At 72.7% G+C, this 22,261-nt stretch carries 16 protein-coding genes; 9 read left to right on the top strand and 7 right to left on the bottom strand.

Going from position 1 to position 22,261, the window contains the following annotated elements:
• The first annotated feature begins 70 nt into the window (after positions 1-70).
• From ggt to Asi03nite_RS05605, 4 genes are all read left to right on the top strand, one after another.
• Positions 71-1,840, top strand: coding sequence for a gamma-glutamyltransferase (gene ggt, locus Asi03nite_RS05620; RefSeq protein WP_203677317.1), 1,770 nt, complete (start codon positions 71-73; stop codon positions 1,838-1,840).
• Positions 1,841-1,919: 79 nt separating this feature from the next.
• The gene (locus Asi03nite_RS05615) at positions 1,920-2,861 is read left to right on the top strand and encodes a TolB family protein (RefSeq protein WP_203677316.1); all 942 of its coding nucleotides are present in this window, start codon (positions 1,920-1,922) and stop codon (positions 2,859-2,861) included.
• Positions 2,862-2,906: 45 nt separating this feature from the next.
• Positions 2,907-3,632, top strand: coding sequence for a tRNA (guanosine(46)-N7)-methyltransferase TrmB (gene trmB / locus Asi03nite_RS05610; protein WP_203677315.1), 726 nt, complete (start codon positions 2,907-2,909; stop codon positions 3,630-3,632).
• Between the two features lie 107 nt (positions 3,633-3,739).
• Positions 3,740-5,893: a sensor histidine kinase gene (locus tag Asi03nite_RS05605; protein ID WP_203677314.1), complete on the top strand. Its 2,154-nt coding sequence runs from the start codon at positions 3,740-3,742 to the stop codon at positions 5,891-5,893.
• A gap of 1 nt (position 5,894) precedes the next feature.
• Here Asi03nite_RS05605 and Asi03nite_RS05600 read toward each other — a convergent pair whose 3' ends face one another.
• From Asi03nite_RS05600 to Asi03nite_RS05585, 4 genes are all read right to left on the bottom strand, one after another.
• Positions 5,895-6,887, bottom strand: a complete 993-nt coding sequence (locus Asi03nite_RS05600; RefSeq protein ID WP_203677313.1) for a DMT family transporter — start codon at positions 6,885-6,887, stop codon at positions 5,895-5,897.
• Positions 6,888-7,103: 216 nt separating this feature from the next.
• Entirely contained in the window at positions 7,104-7,367 is a 264-nt protein-coding gene (locus Asi03nite_RS05595) for a UBP-type zinc finger domain-containing protein (RefSeq protein WP_203677312.1), read from the bottom strand.
• The gene (locus tag Asi03nite_RS05590) at positions 7,364-8,950 is read right to left on the bottom strand and encodes a Na+/H+ antiporter (RefSeq protein ID WP_203677311.1); all 1,587 of its coding nucleotides are present in this window, start codon (positions 8,948-8,950) and stop codon (positions 7,364-7,366) included. The genes Asi03nite_RS05595 and Asi03nite_RS05590 overlap by 4 nt, the downstream gene beginning before the upstream one ends.
• 16 nt (positions 8,951-8,966) lie before the next feature.
• A complete protein-coding gene (locus tag Asi03nite_RS05585) occupies positions 8,967-9,557 on the bottom strand; it encodes a fibronectin type III domain-containing protein (RefSeq protein WP_203677310.1) in 591 nt (196 codons plus the stop codon).
• Between the two features lie 364 nt (positions 9,558-9,921).
• Here Asi03nite_RS05585 and Asi03nite_RS05580 point away from each other — a divergent pair, with 364 nt between their 5' ends.
• Entirely contained in the window at positions 9,922-10,824 is a 903-nt protein-coding gene (locus Asi03nite_RS05580; RefSeq protein WP_203677309.1) for a proteasome assembly chaperone family protein, read from the top strand.
• A gap of 148 nt (positions 10,825-10,972) precedes the next feature.
• On the opposite strand, the gene Asi03nite_RS05575 is transcribed toward Asi03nite_RS05580, so the two are convergent.
• Positions 10,973-11,725: an alpha/beta hydrolase gene (locus tag Asi03nite_RS05575; RefSeq protein ID WP_203677308.1), complete on the bottom strand. Its 753-nt coding sequence runs from the start codon at positions 11,723-11,725 to the stop codon at positions 10,973-10,975.
• Positions 11,726-12,103: 378 nt separating this feature from the next.
• On the opposite strand from Asi03nite_RS05575, the gene Asi03nite_RS05570 reads away from it, so the two are divergent.
• Complete coding sequence (locus Asi03nite_RS05570) at positions 12,104-12,709, top strand: hypothetical protein (RefSeq protein WP_203677434.1); 606 nt, start codon at positions 12,104-12,106, stop codon at positions 12,707-12,709.
• 94 nt (positions 12,710-12,803) lie between these two features.
• On the opposite strand, the gene Asi03nite_RS05565 is transcribed toward Asi03nite_RS05570, so the two are convergent.
• Together Asi03nite_RS05565 and Asi03nite_RS05560 are read right to left on the bottom strand one after the other, a co-directional pair.
• Positions 12,804-14,054: a glycosyltransferase family 4 protein gene (locus Asi03nite_RS05565; RefSeq protein ID WP_239102421.1), complete on the bottom strand. Its 1,251-nt coding sequence runs from the start codon at positions 14,052-14,054 to the stop codon at positions 12,804-12,806.
• Entirely contained in the window at positions 14,051-15,886 is a 1,836-nt protein-coding gene (locus tag Asi03nite_RS05560; protein ID WP_203677307.1) for a glycogen debranching enzyme N-terminal domain-containing protein, read from the bottom strand. Before Asi03nite_RS05560 ends, Asi03nite_RS05565 begins: the two co-directional genes overlap by 4 nt.
• Before the next feature lie 173 nt (positions 15,887-16,059).
• Here Asi03nite_RS05560 and glgX point away from each other — a divergent pair, with 173 nt between their 5' ends.
• The 3 genes from glgX to treZ are packed head-to-tail and all read left to right on the top strand — an operon-like array spanning position 16,060 to position 22,213.
• On the top strand, positions 16,060-18,171 hold the full coding sequence (glgX, locus tag Asi03nite_RS05555; RefSeq protein ID WP_203677306.1) for a glycogen debranching protein GlgX: 2,112 nt from the start codon (positions 16,060-16,062) through the stop codon (positions 18,169-18,171).
• Positions 18,171-20,483, top strand: coding sequence for a malto-oligosyltrehalose synthase (gene treY, locus Asi03nite_RS05550; RefSeq protein WP_203677305.1), 2,313 nt, complete (start codon positions 18,171-18,173; stop codon positions 20,481-20,483). The genes glgX and treY overlap by 1 nt, the downstream gene beginning before the upstream one ends.
• Positions 20,480-22,213 carry a malto-oligosyltrehalose trehalohydrolase gene (treZ, locus tag Asi03nite_RS05545; protein ID WP_203677304.1) on the top strand — a complete coding sequence of 578 codons (1,734 nt, stop codon included), beginning with the start codon at positions 20,480-20,482 and terminating at the stop codon, positions 22,211-22,213. The genes treY and treZ overlap by 4 nt, the downstream gene beginning before the upstream one ends.
• The last annotated feature ends 48 nt before the right edge of the window (positions 22,214-22,261 follow it).

The following is a 22,261-nucleotide window of genomic DNA, read 5'->3' as shown; positions in this document are numbered from 1 at the left end:
CGGTTGTGCCGGCTGGTGTTCAGCGGTAGGCAAGGATCTGACAACCGACACCGTCCAGTCTGGAGGGCCGATGCGGCTCCTATCCGCACTAGCAGCGGTTTCGCTGACCACTCTGTCACTGACAGCGGTTTCGGCGCCGGCCGTCGCCGCTGGATCAACGGCTCAGGGGTACGGCGGCGCGATCGCGACCGTCGACGCCACCGCCACCGCGGCCGGCCTCGAGGTGCTGCGCCGGGGCGGCAACGCGGTGGACGCCGCGGTGGCGGCAGCCGCCACCCTGGGCGTGACCGAGCCGTTCGCCTCCGGGATCGGAGGTGGCGGATTCTTCGTCTACTACGACGCCCGCAAGCGCCAGGTGTTCACCATCGACGGCCGTGAGGCCGGGCCGGCGACGATGACCCCGGACTACTTCGTCAACCCCGGCACCGGGCAGCCGTACGGCTTCGACGAGGCCCGGGTCAGCGGCCTGTCGGTGGGCGTGCCCGGCACCCTGGCCACCTGGGAGGCGGCCAGCCGGCAGTGGGGCACGCGGTCGCTGGGCCGCGCCCTCACCGACGCCGCCGAGGTCGCCGACCGCGGATACGCCGTGGACGCCGAGTTCCGCCGCCAGGTCACCGAGAACGCCGCCGCGTTCGGCCAGTTCGACGCGACCAGGGCGCTGTACCTGCCGGGCGGGGCGCCGCCCGCGGTCGGGACCACGATCCGCAACCCCGACCTGGCCGCCACCTACCGGGAGATCGCCCGCAAGGGCACCGCCGTCTTCTACCGCGGCGCGGTGGGCGCGGATCTGCTCCGGACGGTGCGCAGGCCACCGGTCTCGGCGAGCCCGTCGTCGCCCTGGGCGTACCCGATCCGGCCCGGCGTGCTGACCGCCTCCGACCTCGCCGGGTACCAGGTGCGGCACCCCGCGCCGACCCGGTCCGACTACAAAGGGCTGTCCGTCTACGGCATGTCCACGCCGTCCAGCGGCGGCGTGGCGGTCGGCGAGGCGCTGAACATCCTGGAGGCGTCGCCGATCACCTCGGCGTCGACAGTCGAGAAGCTGCACTACTACCTGGAGGCCTCGGCGCTCTCGTTCGCCGACCGGGGGCGCTACGTCGGGGCGTACACCCCGCAGTCCCGGCTGCGGGAACTGCTCTCGGACCGCTGGGCCGAGCAGCGGGCCTGCCAGATCTCGCCGGACCGGGCGCTGGTCAAGCCGGTCGCGCCGGGACCGTCGGGCTGCGCGCCCGCCGTCGCCCGGCAGACCCCGGACAACGGGATGAGCACCACCAACCTGACCGTCGCCGACAAGTGGGGCAACGTCGTCGAGTACACGCTGACCCTGGAGCAATTCGGCGGCAACGGCATGGTGGTGCCCGGGCGCGGCTTCATGCTCAACAACGAGCTCACGGACTTCAACTTCACCGGCACGCAGGGCGCCTTCGACGACCCGAACCTGCCCGGACCGTCCAAGCGGCCGCGCAGCTCGATGTCGCCGACGATCGTGCTCAAGGACGGCAAGCCGTTCCTCGCGGCCGGCGCGCCCGGCGGGTCGACCATCATCACCACCGTCCTGCAGATCCTCTACGGCCGCCTGGAACTGGGGCTCACCCTGCCGCAGGCCGTCGCGGCGCCCCGGGCGGCGCAGCGCAACACCGCGGGCATCCAGGCGGAACCGGCGTTCCGCGCGACGTACGGGCCGGCACTGACCGCTCTCGGTCATGTGTTCGGCGCCGACGCACCGGAGATCGGCGCCGCCACCGCCATCGAGTTCACCCGCAAGGGTGGGCAGCTGGCGGTAGCCGAGCCGGTGCGCCGCGGCAGCGGATCGGCCGCCGTGGTCCGGCCGGCCCGCTGAACCCCTTAAGGCGCGGGCCGGTTGCGACGATGGTGCAGGACGTAGACGCAGGCAGGAACCATCGGGGGAGCCGTCATCCATGATCAGCGCAACAGCGGCCGTGCTGGCCGGTCTCGTTCTCAGCCCGGCGCCCGCGGTCGCCGCGGCTTCCGCTCCGCAGACCCTGGTCGCGTACGTCCGTAGCGGCGACATCTACACCAGCGCCGGCCCCGCCGAGCGGCGGATCACCACCGGGGGCGGGTACGCCCGTCCCCGGCTGGCCCCGGACGGCAAGCAGTTGGCCGTGCTCCGGAACGGACAGCTCTGGACCATGAAGGCCGACGGCACCGCCCCGCGCCGCCTCACCACCCGGGCGGCCGCCGGCCCGTCCTGGTCCCCGGACGGCAGATGGCTGGCCTTCTCGTCCCTCTCCTGCACCGGTGGCCCGGGCGTCTACCGCATCTCCGCCACGGCGCCCGCCGCGAAGCCCACGGTGCTGTTCCCGCGCGACTGCCGGACCGAGGACCTGCCGGACGAGCCGGCGCCCACCCGGCCGACCGGATCGCTCGTCGAGCGCCTGCGGGTGGACGACGCGGTGGCCTGGTCACCGGACGGCAAGCAGATCGCGTTCCGCGGCGGCGAGTGCGACGCGGTCTACGACGCCTGCCTGAGCATCGGCACGGTGGGCTCCGGCGCGGAGCGGACGGTCGCCGCCTACGGCGGTGGCAGCCTGCAGAACCGCGGTTTCGCGGTGATCCCGTCCTGGCGCCCGGACGGCGCGCGGCTCTCCTTCACCGCCTACCAGGAGGGCGAGACCGCCGCGCAGAACGAGCCGATCCACGTGGTCGAGCTGGACCCGCGGACCGGCCGCAAGCGCACCATCGGCAACCCCCTGGACCGCGAGATGACGTACCAGGACGCCGGCCGGGCGCTGCTGACCGCCCAGACCACGGCGGGCTCCCAGGTGATGATCGTCGACTTGCGGACCGGCGCCCGCACCCTGTTCCACGCAGGCTCGCAGCCCTCGGTGCCCGGCCGCTGACGATTTTGTCCGGGACCGGCCGGCGGCCGTATCGTGGGCGCCGCCATGACTGACACCAGCGCCCGGCCGATCCGGACCTTTCACCCCCGCCGCGGGCGGATGAGCTCGCGGCACGCCGACGCCCACGCCGCGCTCTGGCCCACCCACGGGCTCACCGTCCTGGACGGCGACCGCACCCCGCTCGACCTGCCGGAACTGTTCGGCCGGGACGCGCCGGCGGTGCTCGAGATCGGCTTCGGCATGGGCGACGCGACAGCAGCGATGGCCGCCGCCGATCCGGCGCGGAACTACCTGGGCGTCGAGGTGCACACGCCGGGCGTCGGCAACCTGCTGGCCCTGGTCGGCGAGCTGGGCCTGGCCAACGTCCGGGTGGCCCGGGGCGACGCGATGCAGCTGGTGCACCGGATCGCCCCGGGCGCGCTGGACGCCGTGCACGTCTTCTTCCCGGACCCCTGGCCCAAGGCTCGGCACCACAAGCGCCGCCTGATCCAGCCGGCGAACGTGGCGCTGCTCCGCGATCGGCTGCGCGCCGGCGGGGTGCTGCACTGCGCGACCGACTGGCCGGAGTACGCCGAGGCGATGGCCGCGACCCTGGACGCCGACCCGGGTCTGCGCCGGTTGCCGTCGATGCCGCACGCCCGCCCGGAGACGAAGTTCGAGCGCCGGGGCGCCGCCGCGGGGCGGCCGATCGCGGACCTGCGGTACACGCGGTCCTCCGGCGCCGTGCCCCCGGCCGGGGCGGCTGAGACGGTCGTACCGCCAAGTTTGTGAGAGCGGCCGCGAGCCGGGCGCGAGCTTGCGTAAAACCGCTCGCCTGACCGAGGGATTTGCCGGTTTCAGGGTTTTCGCACCTCTACCCTGAACCGTGGAGGTCGGCCATGCGGCGAGAAGACTCCGGCCCTGGCGCCGGGCGGTCCGAAAGGGCACGGGCGGCGGAGGCCGCGGCGATCGCACGCCCGGCCGACCTCTACGGGGGGACGGCCGTCGACGAGCATCCCGGCTCGCCGGCGGCCGCCATCGAGCCGCGCTGGTCGCCTGTCGGCCGGCCGCGCGACGGCCTCGCGTCGCCGGCCCACCGCGGCGTGCTCACCAGCGGAACCGCCGACCAGCTGGCCGCGCTGACCGCGCGCGCGGCACAGACGCCGAGCGCCTGCGTGCAGTTCCTGGAGAAGGACAGACTGCGGTTGTACGGCAGCTGGGGCGTCGACGGCGACTGGGACGCGATCGCCGACACCGGACTCGACGACTCCCTCGGCGGCCTGGTGGTGCACAGCGGCGGGGCGGTGATCGTGGACGACGCGACAGCGGACGAGCGCGTGCCGTCCGGGCTGGTACGCAGCCACGGCGGCGCCTACCTGGGCTACCCGGTGCACGACCGGCACGGGCGGGTGATCGGGGTCTGCTGCGCCTACGACCTGCGGCCGCGGGAGTGGTCCCCGGAGCAGATCACCGCGGTGGCCGAGGCGGCCGAGGTGGCGACGCTGCTGATCGGCGAGCAACTGGCCCGGCACGAGCTGGAGCAGCAGCACCGGTTCCTGGACGCGGTGCTGGAGAGCCTGCACGACGGGGTGACCGCGTGCGACGCCGACGGGCAGGTGGTCTTCGCCAACGAGCGGATGCGACGGCTCTGGGCCGACGACCCGGCCGACGTCGAGGAACCGGGCCTGCTCCGGGCGCTGGCTGGCGAACGCCTCAAGGACGAACCGCTCGCGCGGCCCGGACGCACCCGGCGAACCAGGTACTACCTGATGGACGCGCAGCCGATCCTCGGGCCGGACGGCCGGGTGGCCGGCGCGGTCCAGGCCATGCAGGACGTCACCCGGCAACGGCGGGCGGAGCGGTTTCGCTCCTGCGAGCTGGCCGTGACCACGGCGCTGGCCGAGGCGCCGAGCGTCGAGGCGGCCGGTCCGCGGGTGCTGGAGGCGGTGGTCGACACGCTCGACTGGGTGCACGCCGAGCTGTGGATGGTCGACCCGGCCGCCGGGGTGATCCGGGCCGCGGCGCGGTGGAGCACCCCCGGCTGGCCGACCGGGATCCCGGTGCCCGGCGAGCTGGCGTACGGGCAGGGGCTGGCCGGCCGGGCCTGGCAGGTGGACAAGCCGCTGTGGATCCGGGACGTGGGCCGCCCGCAGAGCCTGATCTCCCCGGAGACGTCCCGGGACGGCCTGCACACCGCGCTGGCCATCCCGGTGCACGGCGGGACCGGGACGGTCGGCGTGCTCACCGGATTCGCCGACGCCGTCGAGGACCCGGAGGACGAGCTGGTCGCGCTGATGTCCGGGATCGCCGCGCACGTGGGACAGTTCGTCGAGCGCAACCGGGCCGAGGATCTGCGGCGGCAGCTGGTGCGCAGCAAGAACGAGTACCTCGCGCTGATCGGGCACGAGCTGCGCACGCCGCTGACGTCGATCAGCGCGTACACCGAACTGCTCCGCGAGGCGGACGAGGCCACCCTGGTCCGGGACGGGCCGCGCCTGATCGCGGTGGTGGAACGCAACGCCGTGCAGCTCCGGGAGATCATCAACGAGCTGCTGGAGCTCTCCGCGCTGGACGCCGGGCACGCGGACGTCAGGCGTACCCCGCTCGACCTGGCCGAGGTGGTCCGGGACGTGGTCGAGCGGAGCCGGGCGGCGATCGGACCGGCGCCGGTGATGATCGACACCGACCTGCCGGCCGAGCTGATCGTCCCCGGCGACCGCGACCGGCTGCGGCAGGTCGTGGAGAACCTGCTCGGCAGCGCGATCCGGTACAGCCCGGACGGCGGCCACGTCCGGGTCGGCCTGCGCCGCGCCGGCCGGGTCGCCGAGCTGGCCGTCTCGGACGCCGCGGCGGACGTGCCGCGGGACGAGCGGGAGCAGCTGTTCACCGGCCGGTACCGGACCAGCCGGGGGCATGAGCGGACGTTGCCGGGCAGCGGGCTCGGGCTCACCCTGAGCCGGGTGGTGGTGGAACGGCACCAGGGCAGCATCGAGCTGACCGGGGACGATGCGGGAACCACGGTGCTGGTGCGGCTCCCGCTCGACGTCCGCTGAGCTACCGGCCGGAGTCCGCATGGCCGCCCGGCACCGCCGGGCGTTCCGGGCTCGTCCCGCCCGGCCCGCTTCCGCGCTCCCGGCTCGCCGGGCGGCCGGCGCCCAGGTACAACGTGGTGACCGCGCCGAGGAGCAGCACCGAGCCGGCGATCGTGGGCAGGGCCAGGGGCTCGCCGATCAGCAGCACCGCGAGCAGCGCGGCGGTCAGCGGCTCCAGCAGGGTGACCACCACGGCGACGCTGCCGGCGGTGTGGCGCAGGCCGGTGTAGAAGCAGGCGTACGCGAGAGCCGTGGTCATCACGCCCAGGTAGCCGAGCAGCGCGATCGGCCCGAGGCCGGGGGTGAAGGCGAGGCCCTGGGACACGGCGATCGGAGCCAGGGTGATCGCGCCGATCGTGCCGGACAGGGTGGTCAGGATCAGCGGGGGCACGCCCTGGGTGGTCCGGCGGCTCAGCGCGGTCGACGCGGCGTAGACCGTGCCGGACGCGACCGCCGCGAGCAGGCCCAGACCGGACGCGGTCGCGCCGCCGCCGGTCACCGTGGAGATCAGCACCAGGCCGCCGATCGCGGCGGCCGAGGCGGCCAGCTCGGCGTTGCCGGGCCGCTGCCGGGTGCGGATCGTCTCCCACACACTGAGCAGCACGGGCGCCAGGCCGAGGCTGACCACTGTGGCGATGCTGACGCCGGAGAGCCGGACGGCGATGAAATACAGCGCCTGGTACGCCGCGAGCCCGGCCCCCGCCGCGAGCACGGCGACCGGGGCGGACCGGAACGCGGCCCAGATGCGGCGGCGGGCCGGGAAGCCGAGGATCAGCATGGTCCCGGCGGCGAACAGCAGCCGGTAGAAGCCGATCGCCACGGCGCCGAGCCCGGTCCGGCTCGCGACGACCTGGACCACGACGCCGGCGGTGCCCCAGAGGATCCCGGCGGCGGAGAGCTGGAGAAGGCTCAGCCGGGCGCCGGCCGAGAGATGGGGTGAGTGGGACGAGAACATGCACGCTCCGCGTGAGTGAGTCGGTCCGGACGGATCGTCGGCGGAACGCAGCCCGGAACAACCGCCCGCGCCTCGGCTCGGGCGGCTCGGCTCACGCCCCGCTCAGCGGCGGGGCGGCGGCAGGACGCCGGGGAACGGACTCACGCCGGGCAGCCTAGCCGACCACTGTCAGCCGGCCGGCGGCTCGTCCCGCTCCCCGGCGGGTCACCGGGCTCCTCAGCCCAGTTGTTCGTCGTCGAAGCACCAGCGCCAGGTCTCACCCGGCTCGAACGAGCGCATCACCGGGTGACCGGCCTCGGCGTGATGGGCCGACATGTGCCGGCGAGGTGAGGAGTCGCAGCAGGCCACCAGGCCGCAGCCGAGGCAGAGTCGCAGGTGGACCCAGTCGTCGAAGCCGCCGGCCACGCACTGCGGGCAGCCCTGTTCGTACGCCGTCTGTGGGGCTGGCTCGCCGGACTCCTTGAGATGCTGGCAGATCACTCTTCACTCCGTCGCAGCTGGGACTCTTCCAGGTCGAGCTCGCGCTGGGCGCGGACCAGCACCTCTTCGGGGATGCGCCCCTCGTTCCGGGCGATTTTGAAGACGTGCCGCTCGGCTCTGATCATCTCGCGGCGCAGCCGTCCGTACGCCGCCGAGGGGGTTTCCTGCTGTTGGTTGCCCAGACGTTCCCACGCGTTGTTGGACCGGCTCTCCACCAGGCCACGCAGCCGGTCGACGACCGAGGCGGGCGCCCCGCCGGCATGCGAGTCGAGCGCCTCCAGGGCCGCCCGGCTGGCCGCGTGCTGCACCCCGGCCTCGGCCAGCGCGTCCTCGCTGGTGGTGTCCTCCCGGACGCCGAGCCGCATGGCCAGGGCGGGCAGCGTGGTGCCCTGCACCAGCAGGGTGAGCACGATGATCGCGAAGGCGATGAAGACGAACAACTCGCGCGGGTAGTCCGGGACGAGCCGGCCGCCGATCACCGCGCCCGGCTCGGGCAGCGTCTGCGCGGCGGCCAGGGTGACCACGCCGCGCATGCCGGCCCAGGAGATCACGGTGGGCACGGCGATCGGCGGGCGCTCCTCCCGGGTGCGCACCCGCGGGATCAGCCGGGCCAGATAGGTCGCCGGGTACATCCACAGGAAGCGGATCAGCACCAGCACGCCGAAGATCAGCGAGGTGACCTGGACGGTCTTCGACAGGCCGGTCTCGATGCTCTCCACGATGACCCGCAGCTGCAGGCCGACCAACAGGAACACCACACCTTCCAGGAGGAACGTGGTGAGCCGCCAGACCGCTTCCATCTGCAACCGGGAGGTGGCCGAGAGCAGGTACGGGATGCGGTGCCCCAGGTAGAGGCCGGTGATCACCACGGCCACCACGCTGGAGGTGTGCAGCTTCTCCGCGACGATCACCACGACGAACGGCGTGAGCAACGACACCGCGTCGTCGAGCAGCGAGTCCTCGATCCACCGGTGCAGCCGGGCCGCGGCCACCGCGGCGATCATGCCGATGACCAGGCCGCCGCCGGCCTTGAGCGCGACCTCCTTGGTGATGTCCAGGAACCCGATGGCGGTGCCCATCAGCGCACCCGTCGCCACCCGCACCATCACCAGCGCGGTGGCGTCGTTGAGCAGGCTCTCGCCCTCCAGGATGGTGACCACGCGGCGGGGCAGGCCGACCCGGCGGGCGATGGCGGTGGCCGAGACCGCGTCCGGCGGGGCCACGATGGCGCCCAGCGCGACGCACGCGGCCAGCGGCGCCTGCGGCACCAGCCAGTGCACGGCGAAGCCGATCACGAACGCGGTGACCATCACCAGGCCCACCGCGAGCAGCAGGATCGGCCGCAGGGAGTGGCGGAACGCGGGCACCGAGGTCTGCAGGGCGGCCACGTAGAGCAGCGGCGGGAGGATGCCGATCAGCACCAGCTCCGCCGACAGATGGGCCTCCGGGAAACCGGGCACGTAGGACAGACCCAGACCGGCCACGAGCAGGACCAGTGGCGCGACGAACCCGAGGCGGCGGGCGAGGGCCGCGCCGACAACCGAGATCGCCACGAGCACGACCGTGTCGACGATGCTCTCCATGGCCGGAAAGCTTATGTCAGGTCGTGCTGACCACGCCCGAGCGCGCCACGGTACGGGTGTAGGTGCCGTCCATGCCCTCGCGCAGCCACTGGCCGTCGACCGAGAAGACGTACGGCGTACCAGGGGTGAGGCCGGTCACCGTGCCGGTCATCCAGCCGCAGCCGGAGGGCGTGACGCTGACCCAGCCCGGCGTCTCCGGCTGCGCGCCGTTCACGAGCTTCTGGCTGACCGCGAGGATGTGGTAGCCGACCAGGTTGGCGCCGCCCGGGTTGAACCAGGTGACCACGGCGCTGGTGCTGCCCGCGGTGACGTCGGCGCCGTTGATCTGGCCGCCCTTGAACCCGGTCGTCCCGCAGGCGCTGCCGCTCGCCCTCGGCGTGGGCGACACGGACGGGGCCGGCGACAGCGTGGCGGCGGCGAACGTGGCCCGCGGCGAGAAGCTGGCCTGTGGCGACGGCGCGACGCTGCCGGTCGCCATCAGCAGCCAGTTCGTCCCGGTCGGGGTCGGCTGCGCCGGCGCGGTCCCGGTGGAGGCGCAGGCGGCCAGCAGCAGCGAGCCGGCTAGCACGGGCAGAACGACGGCGGTGGCTTTGCGGATCCTCGGCACGTCCTTCAGGTTCGGGCGGCGCCGGGACGGGCTTAGCCGTTCCGGAAATGCTCCCGGGCGCGACGGGCCAGGTCCCTGGTCGCCAAGGAGTTGACCCACGTGCCCAGGATCACTCCGGCTCCCGGCACGACCTTGGCGAATCGGCTCAAGATCACTCCCGAGGGGCGAGGCGGCGATCTACCCACCTGGTGGCGCGCCCGCGCACGTCTGTTGCCCGGCTGTCGGAACTTTCCGGGTTGACCGCCACAGCGTGTACCGGCGCCGGCGGTACGCGATGATGCAAAACACGGAATGAACTGTCCGCCGCGGCTGTTGTCGGCGGAAAGCCCGCGTCAGCGGGCGATGTCTTCGAGGAGGACCGCAGGTGCTCGACCCACACGGGCTCTACGAGGTGGCCGGGGAACTGCCGGCCCTGGACGGGCCGGTGCTCATCCAGGCACTCACCGGGTTCGTCGACGCCGGCAGCGCGATCCAGCTCTCCCGGGAGAACCTGCTGGAGAACCTGGAGAGCGAGGTCGTCGCGACCTTCGACATGGACCAGCTCCTCGACTACCGGTCCCGCCGCCCACCGATGATCTTCGTGGCCGATCACTTCGAGAGCTACGAGGACCCGGTTCTCGCCCTGCACCTGGTCCGCGACCAGCTGGGCACCCCGTTCCTGCTGCTCACCGGCCCCGAGCCGGACCTGCAGTGGGAGCGGTTCATCAAGGCGGTGACCGAGCTCATCGAGCGGCTGGGAGTCAAGGTCACGATCGGGCTGAACGCCATCCCGATGGCCGTGCCGCACACCCGGCCGGCCGGTCTCACCGCGCACGCCACCGACAAGAGCCTGATCGGCGACCACGAGTCCTGGCTGCAGCGGGTACAGGTGCCGGCCAGCCTGGGCAACCTGCTGGAGCTCCGGCTCGGGCGGAGCGGGCACGACGCGCTGGGGTACGCCGCGCACGTCCCGCACTACCTGGCGCAGACCGGCTACCCGGCCGCCGCCGAACTGCTGCTCGACGCCGTCTCCAAGGTCACCGGGCTGGCGCTGCCCACCGGCAAGCTGCGCGAGTCGGCGAAGCTGGTCCGCGAGGAGGTGGACAAGCAGATCGCCGAGGACGAGCAGGCGGCCCGGCTGGTCACCTCGCTCGAGGCGCAGTACGACGCGTTCCTGCGCGGCCGGGCGAACAGCCTGCTGGTGGAGTCGGACGCGCCGCTGCCGACGGCCGAGGAGCTCGGGGCGGAGCTGGAGCGCTTCCTGGCCGAGCAGACCCGGGATGACTGAGTTTGATGGCCTCGCTCCACCTGGCGGGCATTTCGCCCCTGTGAGCCGATGACGGGAGCGCCGAGAACGACCACGCTTCGCTTGTAGCTTTCGGCGCTCCCGTCGTCGGCGGGCGAAATGCGTCGGGGTGCCGGTCGCTGGGGGGCGGTCAGGGGTTGCGGGGGGTGAGCAGCCAGTCGAGTACGGCGGGGAGTTGGGCGTCCCAGTAGGACCAGGTGTGTTCGCCGGGTTCGAAGGCGGTGGTCAGGTCGACGCCGTTGGCCCTGCAGGCGGCGGTGAACCGGCGGTTCTGCGCGAGCAGGTGGTCCTCCGTGCCGCAGCGCAGCATCAGCCGGGGGAGCCGCCGCTTGTCGGCGACCCGCAGCAGATGCAGCAGGTCCTCGTCGCCTCCGGCGACGACCCGGTCGGCGAAGACCCGGGCGACCAGGGCGCGCATCTCCGGCCGCAGATCATGTTCCTGGATGTACGCCAGGTCCAGCGCTCCGGAGAGCGTCGCCGCCGCGGCGAACCGCTCGGGTTCGCGCAGCGCCCACTTCATCGCGCCGTAGCCACCCATCGACAGGCCGGCGACGTACGTGTCCTCGCGGCGCCCGGAGACCCGGAAGAACTGCTTCGCCCGCTCCGGCAGCTCGGCCGACAGGAAGTCCCAGAAGCGCATCCCGTACGCCTCGTTGGCGTAGAAGCTGCGATGCACCTGCGGCATGATCACCGCGAGCCGGTGCTCGGCGGCGTACCGCTCGACCGAGGTGAACCGGCTCCACGCGCTGTGATCGTCGGTCAGCCCGTGCAGCAGGTAGAGCACCGGCGGCGGGGCGTCACCGTCCTGGTCGGGCAGTATCACGGTCATCGAGGTACGCAGTTCCAGCGCCTCGGAGTCGAAGTCACACCGGATCAGAGCCACGCCCCTCATTCTGTGCCATCCGGCCGGTCCGGAACCCGGCTCCGTCCCGCCCGGCGCCACGTCCCGGCCCGACCTCGCGGATTGCCGGGCCGGATCGGCCGCGGAAATCCCGACGTCGGGCGACCGGTCCGCGACGCCGGCGGGCGACCTGCCGCGGAGGGGCGTCGACGCGTCGGGTCGGAGCCGCCGGCGGTTGGGAATGTCGTACCCGTCGATTAGAATGTATGTACGAAAGAGGGGCCCTGAGCTGCTGATCTTCGGCCAGGTGGGAACGCCTGTTCGAGGCTTCGCGGCGCGAGTGAGGAGACCGACGTGACCACGTCCACCCTGTCCACGATCTCGACCAACCCCGTGCCCGTCATCCCGCCCTACGCCACGATGCTGGGCTTCACGCGGTACGTCTCCCGCACCGGCCCCGCGAAGGCCACGTTCGTCGGCGGCCTGCGCAAGCAGCGCGAGCGGCGGAGCGGGTTCAACCCCCACGGCCAGCTCGTCAAGGCGCTGAAGGCGGACATCGCGTTCCGCACCGGCGGCAGTTATCTCGGCGGCGTCGTCGCCCTGGTGAAGGAGCGCTGGAAGCCGCTGTACGAGTCGCTCCGCGCCGGCGCCCGCACCTACCTGGCGTCCCTCGGCGACCCCGAGCGGATCACCCTGATCCAGACCCGCGACGCCCTGGCCAGCGTCGGGCCGCTGGCAGTGAAGATCAACCCGCATTTCGGGCTGCGCTTCGAGGACGGTCGCCGGGAGGCGGTCCGCATCCACTTCGACGAGGAGCCGCCGAGCGTGGAGCTGGTCACCGCCATGCTGCACCTGATGGCCCGGCACATGGACCAGATCCTGCCGGACGCCGAGCCGGTCCTGGTCGACCTGCGCCGCGGGGTCACCCACCGGCTGAACCCGGCGACCCGACCGGCCGATGTGGAGAGCTGGCTGGCGGGGGAGGCGGCGGCCTTCACCGCGATGTGGTCGGCCACGGCCGCCTGATCCGCACCGCGCTCCCGGCGGACCCCGCGATACGGCGCGGCCCGCCGGGGTCGCGCCGCGCCGCTGCCGGCCGGGCCGCTCGCCCTGGCCCGGATCAGCCGACCAGGACCCGGGGGATGGTCAGGAGCGGGGGCGACGTCTGGTGCGGGAGAAGGCCGGGCCGCGCCCGCACGCTGTCGTACACCGCCGCGGTCCGGGTGGCGATCGAGTGCCAGTTGTAGTCCTCGACGACGCGGGCGCGGGCCCGCAGCGCCAGGGAGCGGGCGTACTCGCGGTCGCTGAGCACTGCCGCGACCGCGTCGGTCAGCGCGGCCGGGTCGCCCGGCGGGAAACGCACGCCGGTGCGCCCATGCTCGATGATCTCGGTCAGGCCCCCGGTGGCGGAGACCGCCACCGGGGTTCCGGCCGCCGCCGCCTCCAGGGCGACCATGCCGAACGGCTCGTAGATGCTCGGCACCACGTAACAGTCCGAGGCCGCCATCAGCCCGGTCAGCTCATGACCGGTCAGGAAGCCGGCGAAGGTCACCGGAGGGCCGGATCGCAGTTCCAGTTCCTCGCGGTACGGGCCGTCGCCGGCGATCACCACGCGCAGCCCCGGAAAGCGGTCCCGCAACGCCGGTACCGCGGCCAGCAGGTGCTGCACGCCCTTCTCGTAGACCAGCCGCCCGGCGTAGCTGACCAGCGGCCCGTCCACTCCGGCGAAGCGGGCCCGGGCGGCCGCGACCGCCCGCGGCCGGGCCCGCCAGCGCAGTGCGTCCACCCCGTTGCGGACCACCCGCGTGCGCTCCGGCGGGACCCCGAAGAGGCGGATCACCTCGCCGCGCATGTACTCCGAGCAGACGATCACCCGGTCGGCCTCGGCGCACAGCCAGCGTTCGATGTCATGGATGGTCCGGTTGTGCGCGTCCGGCAGCCAGCCCTGGTGGCGGCCGGACTCGGTGGCGTGCACGGTCGCGACCAGCGGGGCGTCCAACTGGTCGCGAACGGTCATCGCGGCGTGCGCGACCAGCCAGTCGTGCGCGTGCACCACGTCGTACCGGCGGCCCCGCGCGCGGGCGGACCGGACCGCGCGCAGGGCGGCCCGGGTCAGCGCGTGGTTGAACGCCGTCGCCCAGGCGAGCAGGTCACCGCCGGTCGTCTCGAAGACGGGCGGGTCCTCCGGGGCGCGGACCACCCGTACCCCCTCGATCGTCTCCTCCCGGAGGGTGCCCGAACAGTGCCGGGTGACGACAGTGACCTCGTGCCCGGCCTCGGTCAGGGCGCCGGCCAGCGCGTGCACGTGCCGGCCCAGGCCGCCGACCAGCAGGGGCGGGTACTCCCAGGACAGCATCAGGATCCGGCTCACGGGGCGTACCTCGTCTCCACCCGCAGGGCCTCGGCGACCGCGAGCGCGTCGAACGGGCGGCCGGCCGGCGGGTGCGGGGCGTCGCCGTGCGCGGCCTCGCCGACCGAGCCGACGCCCTGCTCGGCGCGGCTGGCGGTGATCCCGTCGAGCAGGCCGTCGACCGGCCGGCCGGTGGCGGCGCAGGCGTCCACGTACGGCCCGATCAGCCACGGCAGCACCCGGCCCTGCTCCGGGTGGGCGCCGTCGTAGCCGTACTCGTCCGGCGCCAGGGTCCGCAGCCCGAGCGGTGTGAGCAGGGCCTCCCCGGCCGCCGCCACCCCGACCCCGGCGGTGCCGCGCATCGGCGCGTGCGGCAGCGACCAGGCGAACAACTGGTACGGCCGCAGCGTCGGATCGTCGTGCTGGGTCCCCGCCCCGAGCGGGTACGGCGCCGCCGGCCCCTCCACCACGTCGTGCAGCCAGCCCTCGGGCGCCGGGAACCGCCGCACGAACGACTCCCGCGCGCGGGCGTGCCGTTCCCGGGGCCGCGCGTCGTCCCGCCCGCCCTCGGCCAGCAGGTCCCCGAGCGCGGCGAGCGCGTTCACCCACAGCGCGTTGATCTCGACGAGCTTGCCCACCCGGCCGCCACCGGGAGCAGCGGCGCCGGCCGCTAGCGCGAGCAGCCCGTCGGCCGGGTCCACGGTGAGCGGGCCGGCACCGCTCAGCGACTGCCGCAGCAGCCGGCTGAGCGGGACGGCCACCTCCCGGGCCAGATCGCTGTCGCCGGTGCGGGTCACGTGCCGGTCGACCGCGTGCACCAGCCAGAGCGGGAAGTCGACACCGTCCCCGGGCCGCTCGACCAGGGCGCGCAGCAGGTCCCGGCCCTCGTCGGCGCGTCCGGTGTCGAGCAGCAGCCCCTCGTAGGCGGCGAGCGGCGCGGCCCGCCCGGACCACGGATAGCCGTCGGCCAGGAACGGGGCCCGGAGCACGAACGCGTCCGCGGCGAGGGCCAGACTGCCGGCGTACCCCTCGGCCTTGGCGGCGGTGACCAGCCGATGCGCGCGCTCCCGCGCGGCGGCCAGGACCAGAGGGGGCGCGGGCGGACGGTGCGCGAGATCGCCGGCCCAGGCGGAGATCTCCAGGGTCTCGCCGGGCCAGGCCGGTCCGCCGAAGGTGCCGCCCAACCAGAGGTCCTCGGTCACCGCGCCGGCGCGGGCGCCCAGGTGCCACTGCCCGGCGGGTTGCCAGCCCGGCCCGGCCAGCCGGTACGCGTCCTCCACCAGCACCCCGTCGGCGACCTGCTCGATCCGCAGACCCGGGCCGTCCGCGCGCCGGGCGCCGGAGGCCTCGCGCCAGGTGCACATCGCCGCGACCGTCAGGCCGACCGGCCCCGGCGCGCTGACCACCCGGTGCACCACCGCGAGCGACGGGCTCCCGTACGACATCGCCAGCGTGCGCTCGATCACCACGTCGCCGATCCGCCAGCGCCAGCGGGGCAGCCCGGCGCTCAGCGTGAACGTCTCCAGCAGGCGGTGGCCGAGCGGGTCGACGCTGCCGGATTCCCACGCGTGGGTGTAGAGGGGCACTTTCGTGCCTGTGTGAAGCGTCACGGTCAGATCGAGCGCGGCGAGGGCGACGTGTGGTGTCCGGCCGGGCCGGGCGACGGTCAGCAGGGCGTGCTCGGGGCGGGTCCGCAGGCCGCTCACGGTGCCCGTGGCCGACCCGCCCAGACCGTCCGTGACCAGCCATTCCCGGCCCGCGCCGAGTTCGGGGGAGGGCACGCCGCCCAGCTGCGGCCCGAAGGTCAGAGGCTCGATCCGCGGCACGTCCCCCTTATGCTCGATTTCGAACACGCTAAACCCCCGTATGGGGATAAATCATCGCCTAATCGGACAGTCGAACCGACCGTATCAGCCGGTCCCGCGAGAATGGCCACAGACGCGGCCGGACAGGATTAACCCGCCCCGCGGACGGGCATGAACCGCGGGCCGGTCGCGACGACCGAAGGCCGAGGGGAGCGCAACACATGCAGGTCTGGCCTGGTCACCGGTACCCATTGGGGGCGACGTACGACGGGACGGGCACGAACTTCGCAATCTTCTCCGAGGTGGCCGAAGCCGTGGAGCTCTGTCTCTTCGACGCCGCCGGGAACGAGCGCAAGGTCCTGTTGCACGAGCAGGACGCGTTCGTCTGGCACGCGTACCTGCCCGGCGTGGAGCCGGGCCAGCGGTACGGCTATCGAGTCTACGGCCCGTACGAGCCGCACCGCGGACTTCGGTGCAACCCGCACAAGCTGCTGCTCGACCCGTACGCGCGGGCCGTCGACTCGGACATCGACTGGCACCCCTCGCTGTACGCGTACGACTTCGACAACCCGGACCAGATGTCGGACACCGACTCGGCGCCCTACATGGCCAAGGGCGTCGTGGTGAACCCGTACTTCGACTGGGGCAACGACCGGCGGCCGGACATCCCGTACCACCACTCGGTGATCTACGAGACCCACGTGAAGGGCCTCACCCAGCGGCACCCGGACATCCCCCGGGACATGCGCGGCAGCTACTCGGCGATCGGCCACCCGGCGACCATCGAGCACCTGAAGAGCCTCGGCGTGACGGCTGTCGAGCTGATGCCGGTGCACCAGTTCGTCCATGACAACCGGCTGCACGACCTGGGCCTGCGCAACTACTGGGGCTACAACACGCTCGGCTTCTTCGCGCCGTACCACGGGTACTCCTCGACCGGCACGCTCGGGCAGCAGACCCAGGAGTTCCGCGGCATGGTGAAGGCACTGCACGCGGCCGGGATGGAGGTCATCCTGGACGTGGTCTACAACCACACCGCGGAGGGCAACCATCTCGGGCCGACGCTGAGCCTCAAGGGCATCGACAACCGGACGTACTACCGGCTCGTCGACGACCAGCCGCAGTTCTACATGGACTACACCGGCACCGGGAACAGCCTGAACGTGCGCAGTCCGCAGAGCCTGCAGTTGATCATGGATTCGCTGCGTTACTGGGTCACCGAGATGCACGTGGACGGCTTCCGTTTCGACCTCGCGTCCACGCTGGCCCGCGAGTTCTACGACGTCGACCGGCTCTCCACGTTCTTCGAGGTGGTCCAGCAGGACCCGATCGTCGGCCAGGTCAAGCTGATCGCCGAGCCGTGGGACGTCGGCCCGGGCGGCTACCAGGTGGGCAACTTCCCGCCGAACTGGACCGAGTGGAACGGGAAGTACCGCGACACGGTCCGCGACTTCTGGCGTGGCGAGCCGGCCACCCTGGCCGAGTTCGCCAGCCGCATCACCGGCTCGGCTGACCTCTACCAGGACGACGGCCGCAAACCGTTCCACTCGATCAACTTCGTCACCGCGCACGACGGGTTCACGCTCGACGACCTGGTCTCCTACAACGACAAGCACAACGAGGCGAACGGCGAGGAGAACCGGGACGGCGAGAGCCACAACCGGTCCTGGAACTGCGGGACCGAGGGCCCGACCGACGACGAGAAGGTGCTGGAGCTGCGCGCCAAGCAGCGCCGCAACTTCCTGGCCACGCTGATGCTCAGCCAGGGCGTGCCGATGATCTCGCACGGTGACGAGATGGGGCGCACCCAGCAGGGCAACAACAACGCGTACTGCCAGGACAACGAGCTGAGCTGGGTGGACTGGGAGAACGCCGACGAGCAGCTGCTGGAGTTCGTCCGCAAGCTGACCGCGTTCCGCCACCGCCACCAGGTGTTCCAGCGGCGGCGGTTCTTCACCGGCCTGCCGGTGACCGCGCGCGGCGGCGGCGACCCGCTGCCCGACCTGGAGTGGTTCACCCCGGACGGGCGCCCGATGGCCGGCGACGACTGGGGCAACGACTTCGGTCGGGCGGTCGCGCTGTTCGTCAACGGCGAGGGCATCCGGGAACGCGGCCAGTACGGCCAGCGTCATGTGGACAGCTCGTTCCTGCTCTTCTTCAACGCGCACGACGCGCCCCTCGAGTTCGCCACACCTCCCGCGGAGTACGGGGAGAAGTGGGAGAAGGTCATCGAAACCGCCGAGCCGTCCCTGGATCGCCCGTCGGTCGTGGAGGCCGGCCACAAGATCTGGGTGCCGGACCGTTCCCTCATCGTGCTCGACAGGACGGTGTAATGCCCACATCCGACCGCCCCACCGCCACCCGGAAACCGAACAAGAAGGTCCCCTCCAGCACCTACCGAGTCCAGGTCCGCCCGGATTTCCCCCTGAAGGCCACCGCCGAGATCGCCGACTACCTGGCCGACCTCGGGGTGAGCCACCTCTACTCGGCGCCGCTGCTCACCGCGGCGCCCGGCTCGCAGCACGGTTACGACGCGGTCGACCACACCCAGGTCAGCCCGGAGTTGGGCGGGCCGGAAGGACTGCGCGGCCTCTCCGAGGCGCTGCGGAACGCCGGGCTCGGCCTGGTCGCCGACATCGTGCCGAACCACGCCGGGGTGGCCGTCCCGAAGGCCAACCCGACCTGGTGGGACGTGCTCAAGCGCGGCCAGGAGTCGGAGTACGCCGCGTTCTACGACATCGACTGGTCGCGGGGGCGGCTGCTGATCCCGGTGCTGGCCGACGAGCCGGACGCGCTGGACAAGTTGACGGTCGAGGGCGACGAGCTGGTCTACTACGACAAGCGGTACCCGATCGCGGACGGGACCGGCGCCGGCAGCGCCCGCGAGGTGCACGACCGGCAGCACTACGAGCTGGTCAACTGGACCCGCGGGGACAGCGAGGTCAACTACCGGCGGTTCTTCGCGATCGTCGACCTGGCCGCGCTGCGCGTCGAGGACCCGGAGGTCTTCGAGGCCACCCACGCCGAGATCCTGCGCTGGGTGCGCGAGGGCATGGTGGACGGCATCCGGGTCGACCACCCGGACGGGCTGCGCGACCCCGGTGCGTACCTGCAGCGCCTGCACGACGCGGCGCCGGAGGCCTGGCTGGTGGTCGAGAAGATCCTGGAGCCGGGGGAGCAGCTGCCTCGCTGGCCGGTCGCCGGCACCACCGGCTACGACGCGATGGCCGAGGTCAACGGCGTCTTCGTGGACGGCAGCACCGAGGCGTTCTTCGACACGCTGGAGCGGCACCTGACCGGCCGGGAGATCTCCTGGCAGGACCTGGTGCACGAGACCAAGCACGACGTGGCCACCCGGCTGCTCGCGGCGGAGCTCGGGCGGCTGTCCCGCCTGGTCCCGGAGATCGACGAGGCGTCCCGGGGGCTGGCCGAGCTGGCCGCATGCTTCCCGGTCTATCGCTCCTACCTGCCGGCCGGCGCCCGGCACCTGGCCCAGGCCCGTGCCGAGGCGGGCCGCCGGCGACCGCAGCTGACCAGCGTGCTGGACCAGCTGACCGGCCGGCTGCGCAACGCCTCGGACGAGCTGGCGGTGCGCTTCCAGCAGTACACCGGCGCGGTGATGGCCAAGGGCGTCGAGGACACCGCGTTCTACCGCTGGACCAGGTTCGTCGCCCGCAACGAGGTGGGCAACGACCCCTCCCGGTTCAGCGTCAGCCCGGACGAGTTCCACGAGTGCGCGCAGGCCCGCCAGCATGACTGGCCGGACACCATGACGTCGCTGAGCACCCATGACACCAAGCGCGGCGAGGACGTCCGGGCCCGTCTGGCGGTGCTCTCCGAGGTGCCCGGCGACTGGACCGAGGTGGTCCGCCGCTGGGTCCGGGCCGCTCCGCTCCCGGACCCCTCCCTGGCCCATCTGATCTGGCAGGTCGCGGTCGGCGCGTGGCCGATCTCCCGAGAGCGATTGCTGGCGTACGCCCTCAAGGCGGCCCGTGAGTCCGGAGCCGTCACCACCTGGACGCAACCGGACGAGTCGTTCGAGAACGCCCTGCGCGCGATGATCGACAAGATCTACGACGACCCCGCGCTGAACCGTGAGGTGTCCGATTTCGCCGCCTCGATCACGCCGCCCGGGTGGTCCAACTCGCTGGGCCAGAAGCTGGTGCAGCTGGCCATGCCCGGCGTGCCGGACGTGTACCAGGGCACCGAACTGTGGGACTGGTCGCTGGTGGACCCGGACAACCGCCGGCCTGTCGACTTCGCCGCCCGCCGCAAGCTGCTCGGCCGCGTCGACGACGGGTGGCAGCCGCCGGTCGACGACACCGGCGCGGCCAAACTGCTGGTGGTCAGCCGCACGCTGCGGCTGCTGCGGCAACGTCCCGAGCTGTTCCGGTCGTACCAGCCGGTCTTCGCCGAGGGCCGCCTCGGTGAGCACGTGCTCGCGTTCGACCGCGGCGGCGTGGTGGCGGTCGCCACCCGGCTCCCGGTCGGATTGTCACGGCACGGCGGATGGCACGACACCGCGTTGTCACTCGACGGACACAGTTGGACGGAAGTGTTCACGAATGCCAGCTACGGTGGCGATCGCCTGGCCGTTGCCGAGCTGCTCCACACCTATCCCGTCGCTCTCCTGGTGAAGGAATGACTACTTTCGAGGTCTGGGCGCCGGAGAAGTCGCCCAAGTTGCGCGTGGGTGACCGGGACCACGAGATGGAGCCGGGCGACGGCGGCTGGTGGCACCTCGACGTGCCGTCCGCCGGCCCCGGCACCGACTACGCGTTCGTTCTCAAGGACGTCGACAACCCGCTCCCCGACCCGCGTTCGCCCTGGCAGCCGCAGGGCGTGCACGGCCCCAGCCGGGTCTACGACCACGCCGCGTTCGCATGGACCGACCAGGCGTGGACCGGGCGCCAGCTGCCCGGCTCGGTGCTCTACGAGATGCACATCGGCACGTTCACCCCGGCCGGCACGTTCGACGCCGCCATCGAGCGGCTGGACCACCTCGTCGACCTCGGCGTCGACCTGGTGGAGCTGCTCCCGGTGAACGCGTTCAACGGCGTCTACAACTGGGGCTACGACGGGGTCTGCTGGTTCGCGCCGCACGAGGCGTACGGCGGTCCCGACGGTCTCAAGCGTTTCGTCGACGCCGCCCACGACAAGGGCCTGGGCGTGGTGCTGGACGTGGTCTACAACCACTTCGGACCGTCCGGGGCGTATGCGCCGATGTTCGCCCCGTACCTCAGCACCGGCTCCAACACCTGGGGCAGCTCGCTCAACCTGGACGGGCCGGACTCCGACGAGGTGCGGCGCTACATCGCCGACAGCGTGCTGATGTGGCTGCGCGACTACCACGTCGACGGCCTGCGGCTGGACGCCGTGCACGCGCTGCACGACGAGGGCGCGGTGCACCTGCTGGAACAGCTCGCGGTCGAGGTGGAGTCGCTGTCCACGGCGCTGCGCCGGCCGCTGTCGCTGATCGCCGAGTCGGACCTGAACGACCCGAAGCTGATCACCCCGCGCGAGGCCGGTGGCTACGGCCTGCACGCGCAGTGGGACGACGACGTGCACCACGCCCTGCACAGCGTGCTCACCGGGGAGCGCCAGGGCTACTACGAGGACTTCGGGTCGCTGGACTGCCTGCGTACGGTGCTGGAGGGCGCGTTCTTCCACGCCGGCACGTGGTCGTCGTTCCGCGGGCGCCGGCACGGGCGCCCGGTCGACCGGCAGCGTGTCCCCGGGCACCGGTTCGTCGCGTTCCTGCAGAACCACGACCAGATCGGCAACCGGGCGATCGGCGACCGGCTCACCGCCACGCTCTCGCCCGGGCTGCTCAAGGTCGGCGCGACGCTGCTGCTCACCTCACCGTTCACGCCGATGCTGTTCATGGGCGAGGAGTGGGCGGCGAGCAGCCCGTGGCAGTTCTTCACCAGCCACCCCGAGCCCGACCTCGCCGCCGCGGTGCAGAACGGCCGCCGCCGCGAGTTCGCCAGGCACGGCTGGGCCGAGGCGGAGGTGCCCGACCCGCAGGATCCGGCCACCTTCGAGCGTTCCAAACTGGACTGGTCGGAGCTGGGCAAGCCGGGGCACTCGGAGATGCTCGCGCTGTACCGCAAGTTGATCCGGCTGCGCCGTGAGGTGCCCGACCTGACCGATCCGTGGCTCTCCGAGGTCGAGGTGTGGCACGGCGACCAGTTCGTGGTGATCCGCCGCGGCCGGCACGCGGTGGCCGCGAACCTCGCCGGGGCCCCGCAGACGGTGAGCTTGCGCGCGGTCCCGTCCGCGGTCCTGCTGGCCACGGCCGAGGGCGTCGTCCTCGAACGCGACCGGGTCGTCCTCCCCCCGGAAAGCGCCGTAGTGGTCCGCACCTCCCGCTGACCACCGCACCCGCCGCACTCGCGCCGGCTCCCGCGCGGCTCGGGGTCC

Source organism: Actinoplanes siamensis, from assembly GCF_016862395.1.
In the GTDB taxonomy this organism is placed as follows: domain Bacteria; phylum Actinomycetota; class Actinomycetes; order Mycobacteriales; family Micromonosporaceae; genus Actinoplanes; species Actinoplanes siamensis.
Note: the sequence above shows the minus strand (reverse complement) of the source record. Positions and strands in the feature narration are given on the sequence as shown.

Coding starts and splice junctions, on each gene's coding strand:
- treZ (WP_203677304.1), top strand. CDS start 20,480: ATGACTACTTTCGAGGTCTGGGCGCCGGAGAAGTCGCCCAAGTTGCGC.
- ggt (WP_203677317.1), top strand. CDS start 71: ATGCGGCTCCTATCCGCACTAGCAGCGGTTTCGCTGACCACTCTGTCA.
- Asi03nite_RS05600 (WP_203677313.1), bottom strand. CDS start 6,887: ATGTTCTCGTCCCACTCACCCCATCTCTCGGCCGGCGCCCGGCTGAGC.
- glgX (WP_203677306.1), top strand. CDS start 16,060: ATGCAGGTCTGGCCTGGTCACCGGTACCCATTGGGGGCGACGTACGAC.
- Asi03nite_RS05605 (WP_203677314.1), top strand. CDS start 3,740: ATGCGGCGAGAAGACTCCGGCCCTGGCGCCGGGCGGTCCGAAAGGGCA.
- Asi03nite_RS05615 (WP_203677316.1), top strand. CDS start 1,920: ATGATCAGCGCAACAGCGGCCGTGCTGGCCGGTCTCGTTCTCAGCCCG.
- treY (WP_203677305.1), top strand. CDS start 18,171: ATGCCCACATCCGACCGCCCCACCGCCACCCGGAAACCGAACAAGAAG.
- trmB (WP_203677315.1), top strand. CDS start 2,907: ATGACTGACACCAGCGCCCGGCCGATCCGGACCTTTCACCCCCGCCGC.
- Asi03nite_RS05570 (WP_203677434.1), top strand. CDS start 12,104: ATGCTGGGCTTCACGCGGTACGTCTCCCGCACCGGCCCCGCGAAGGCC.
- Asi03nite_RS05590 (WP_203677311.1), bottom strand. CDS start 8,950: ATGGAGAGCATCGTCGACACGGTCGTGCTCGTGGCGATCTCGGTTGTC.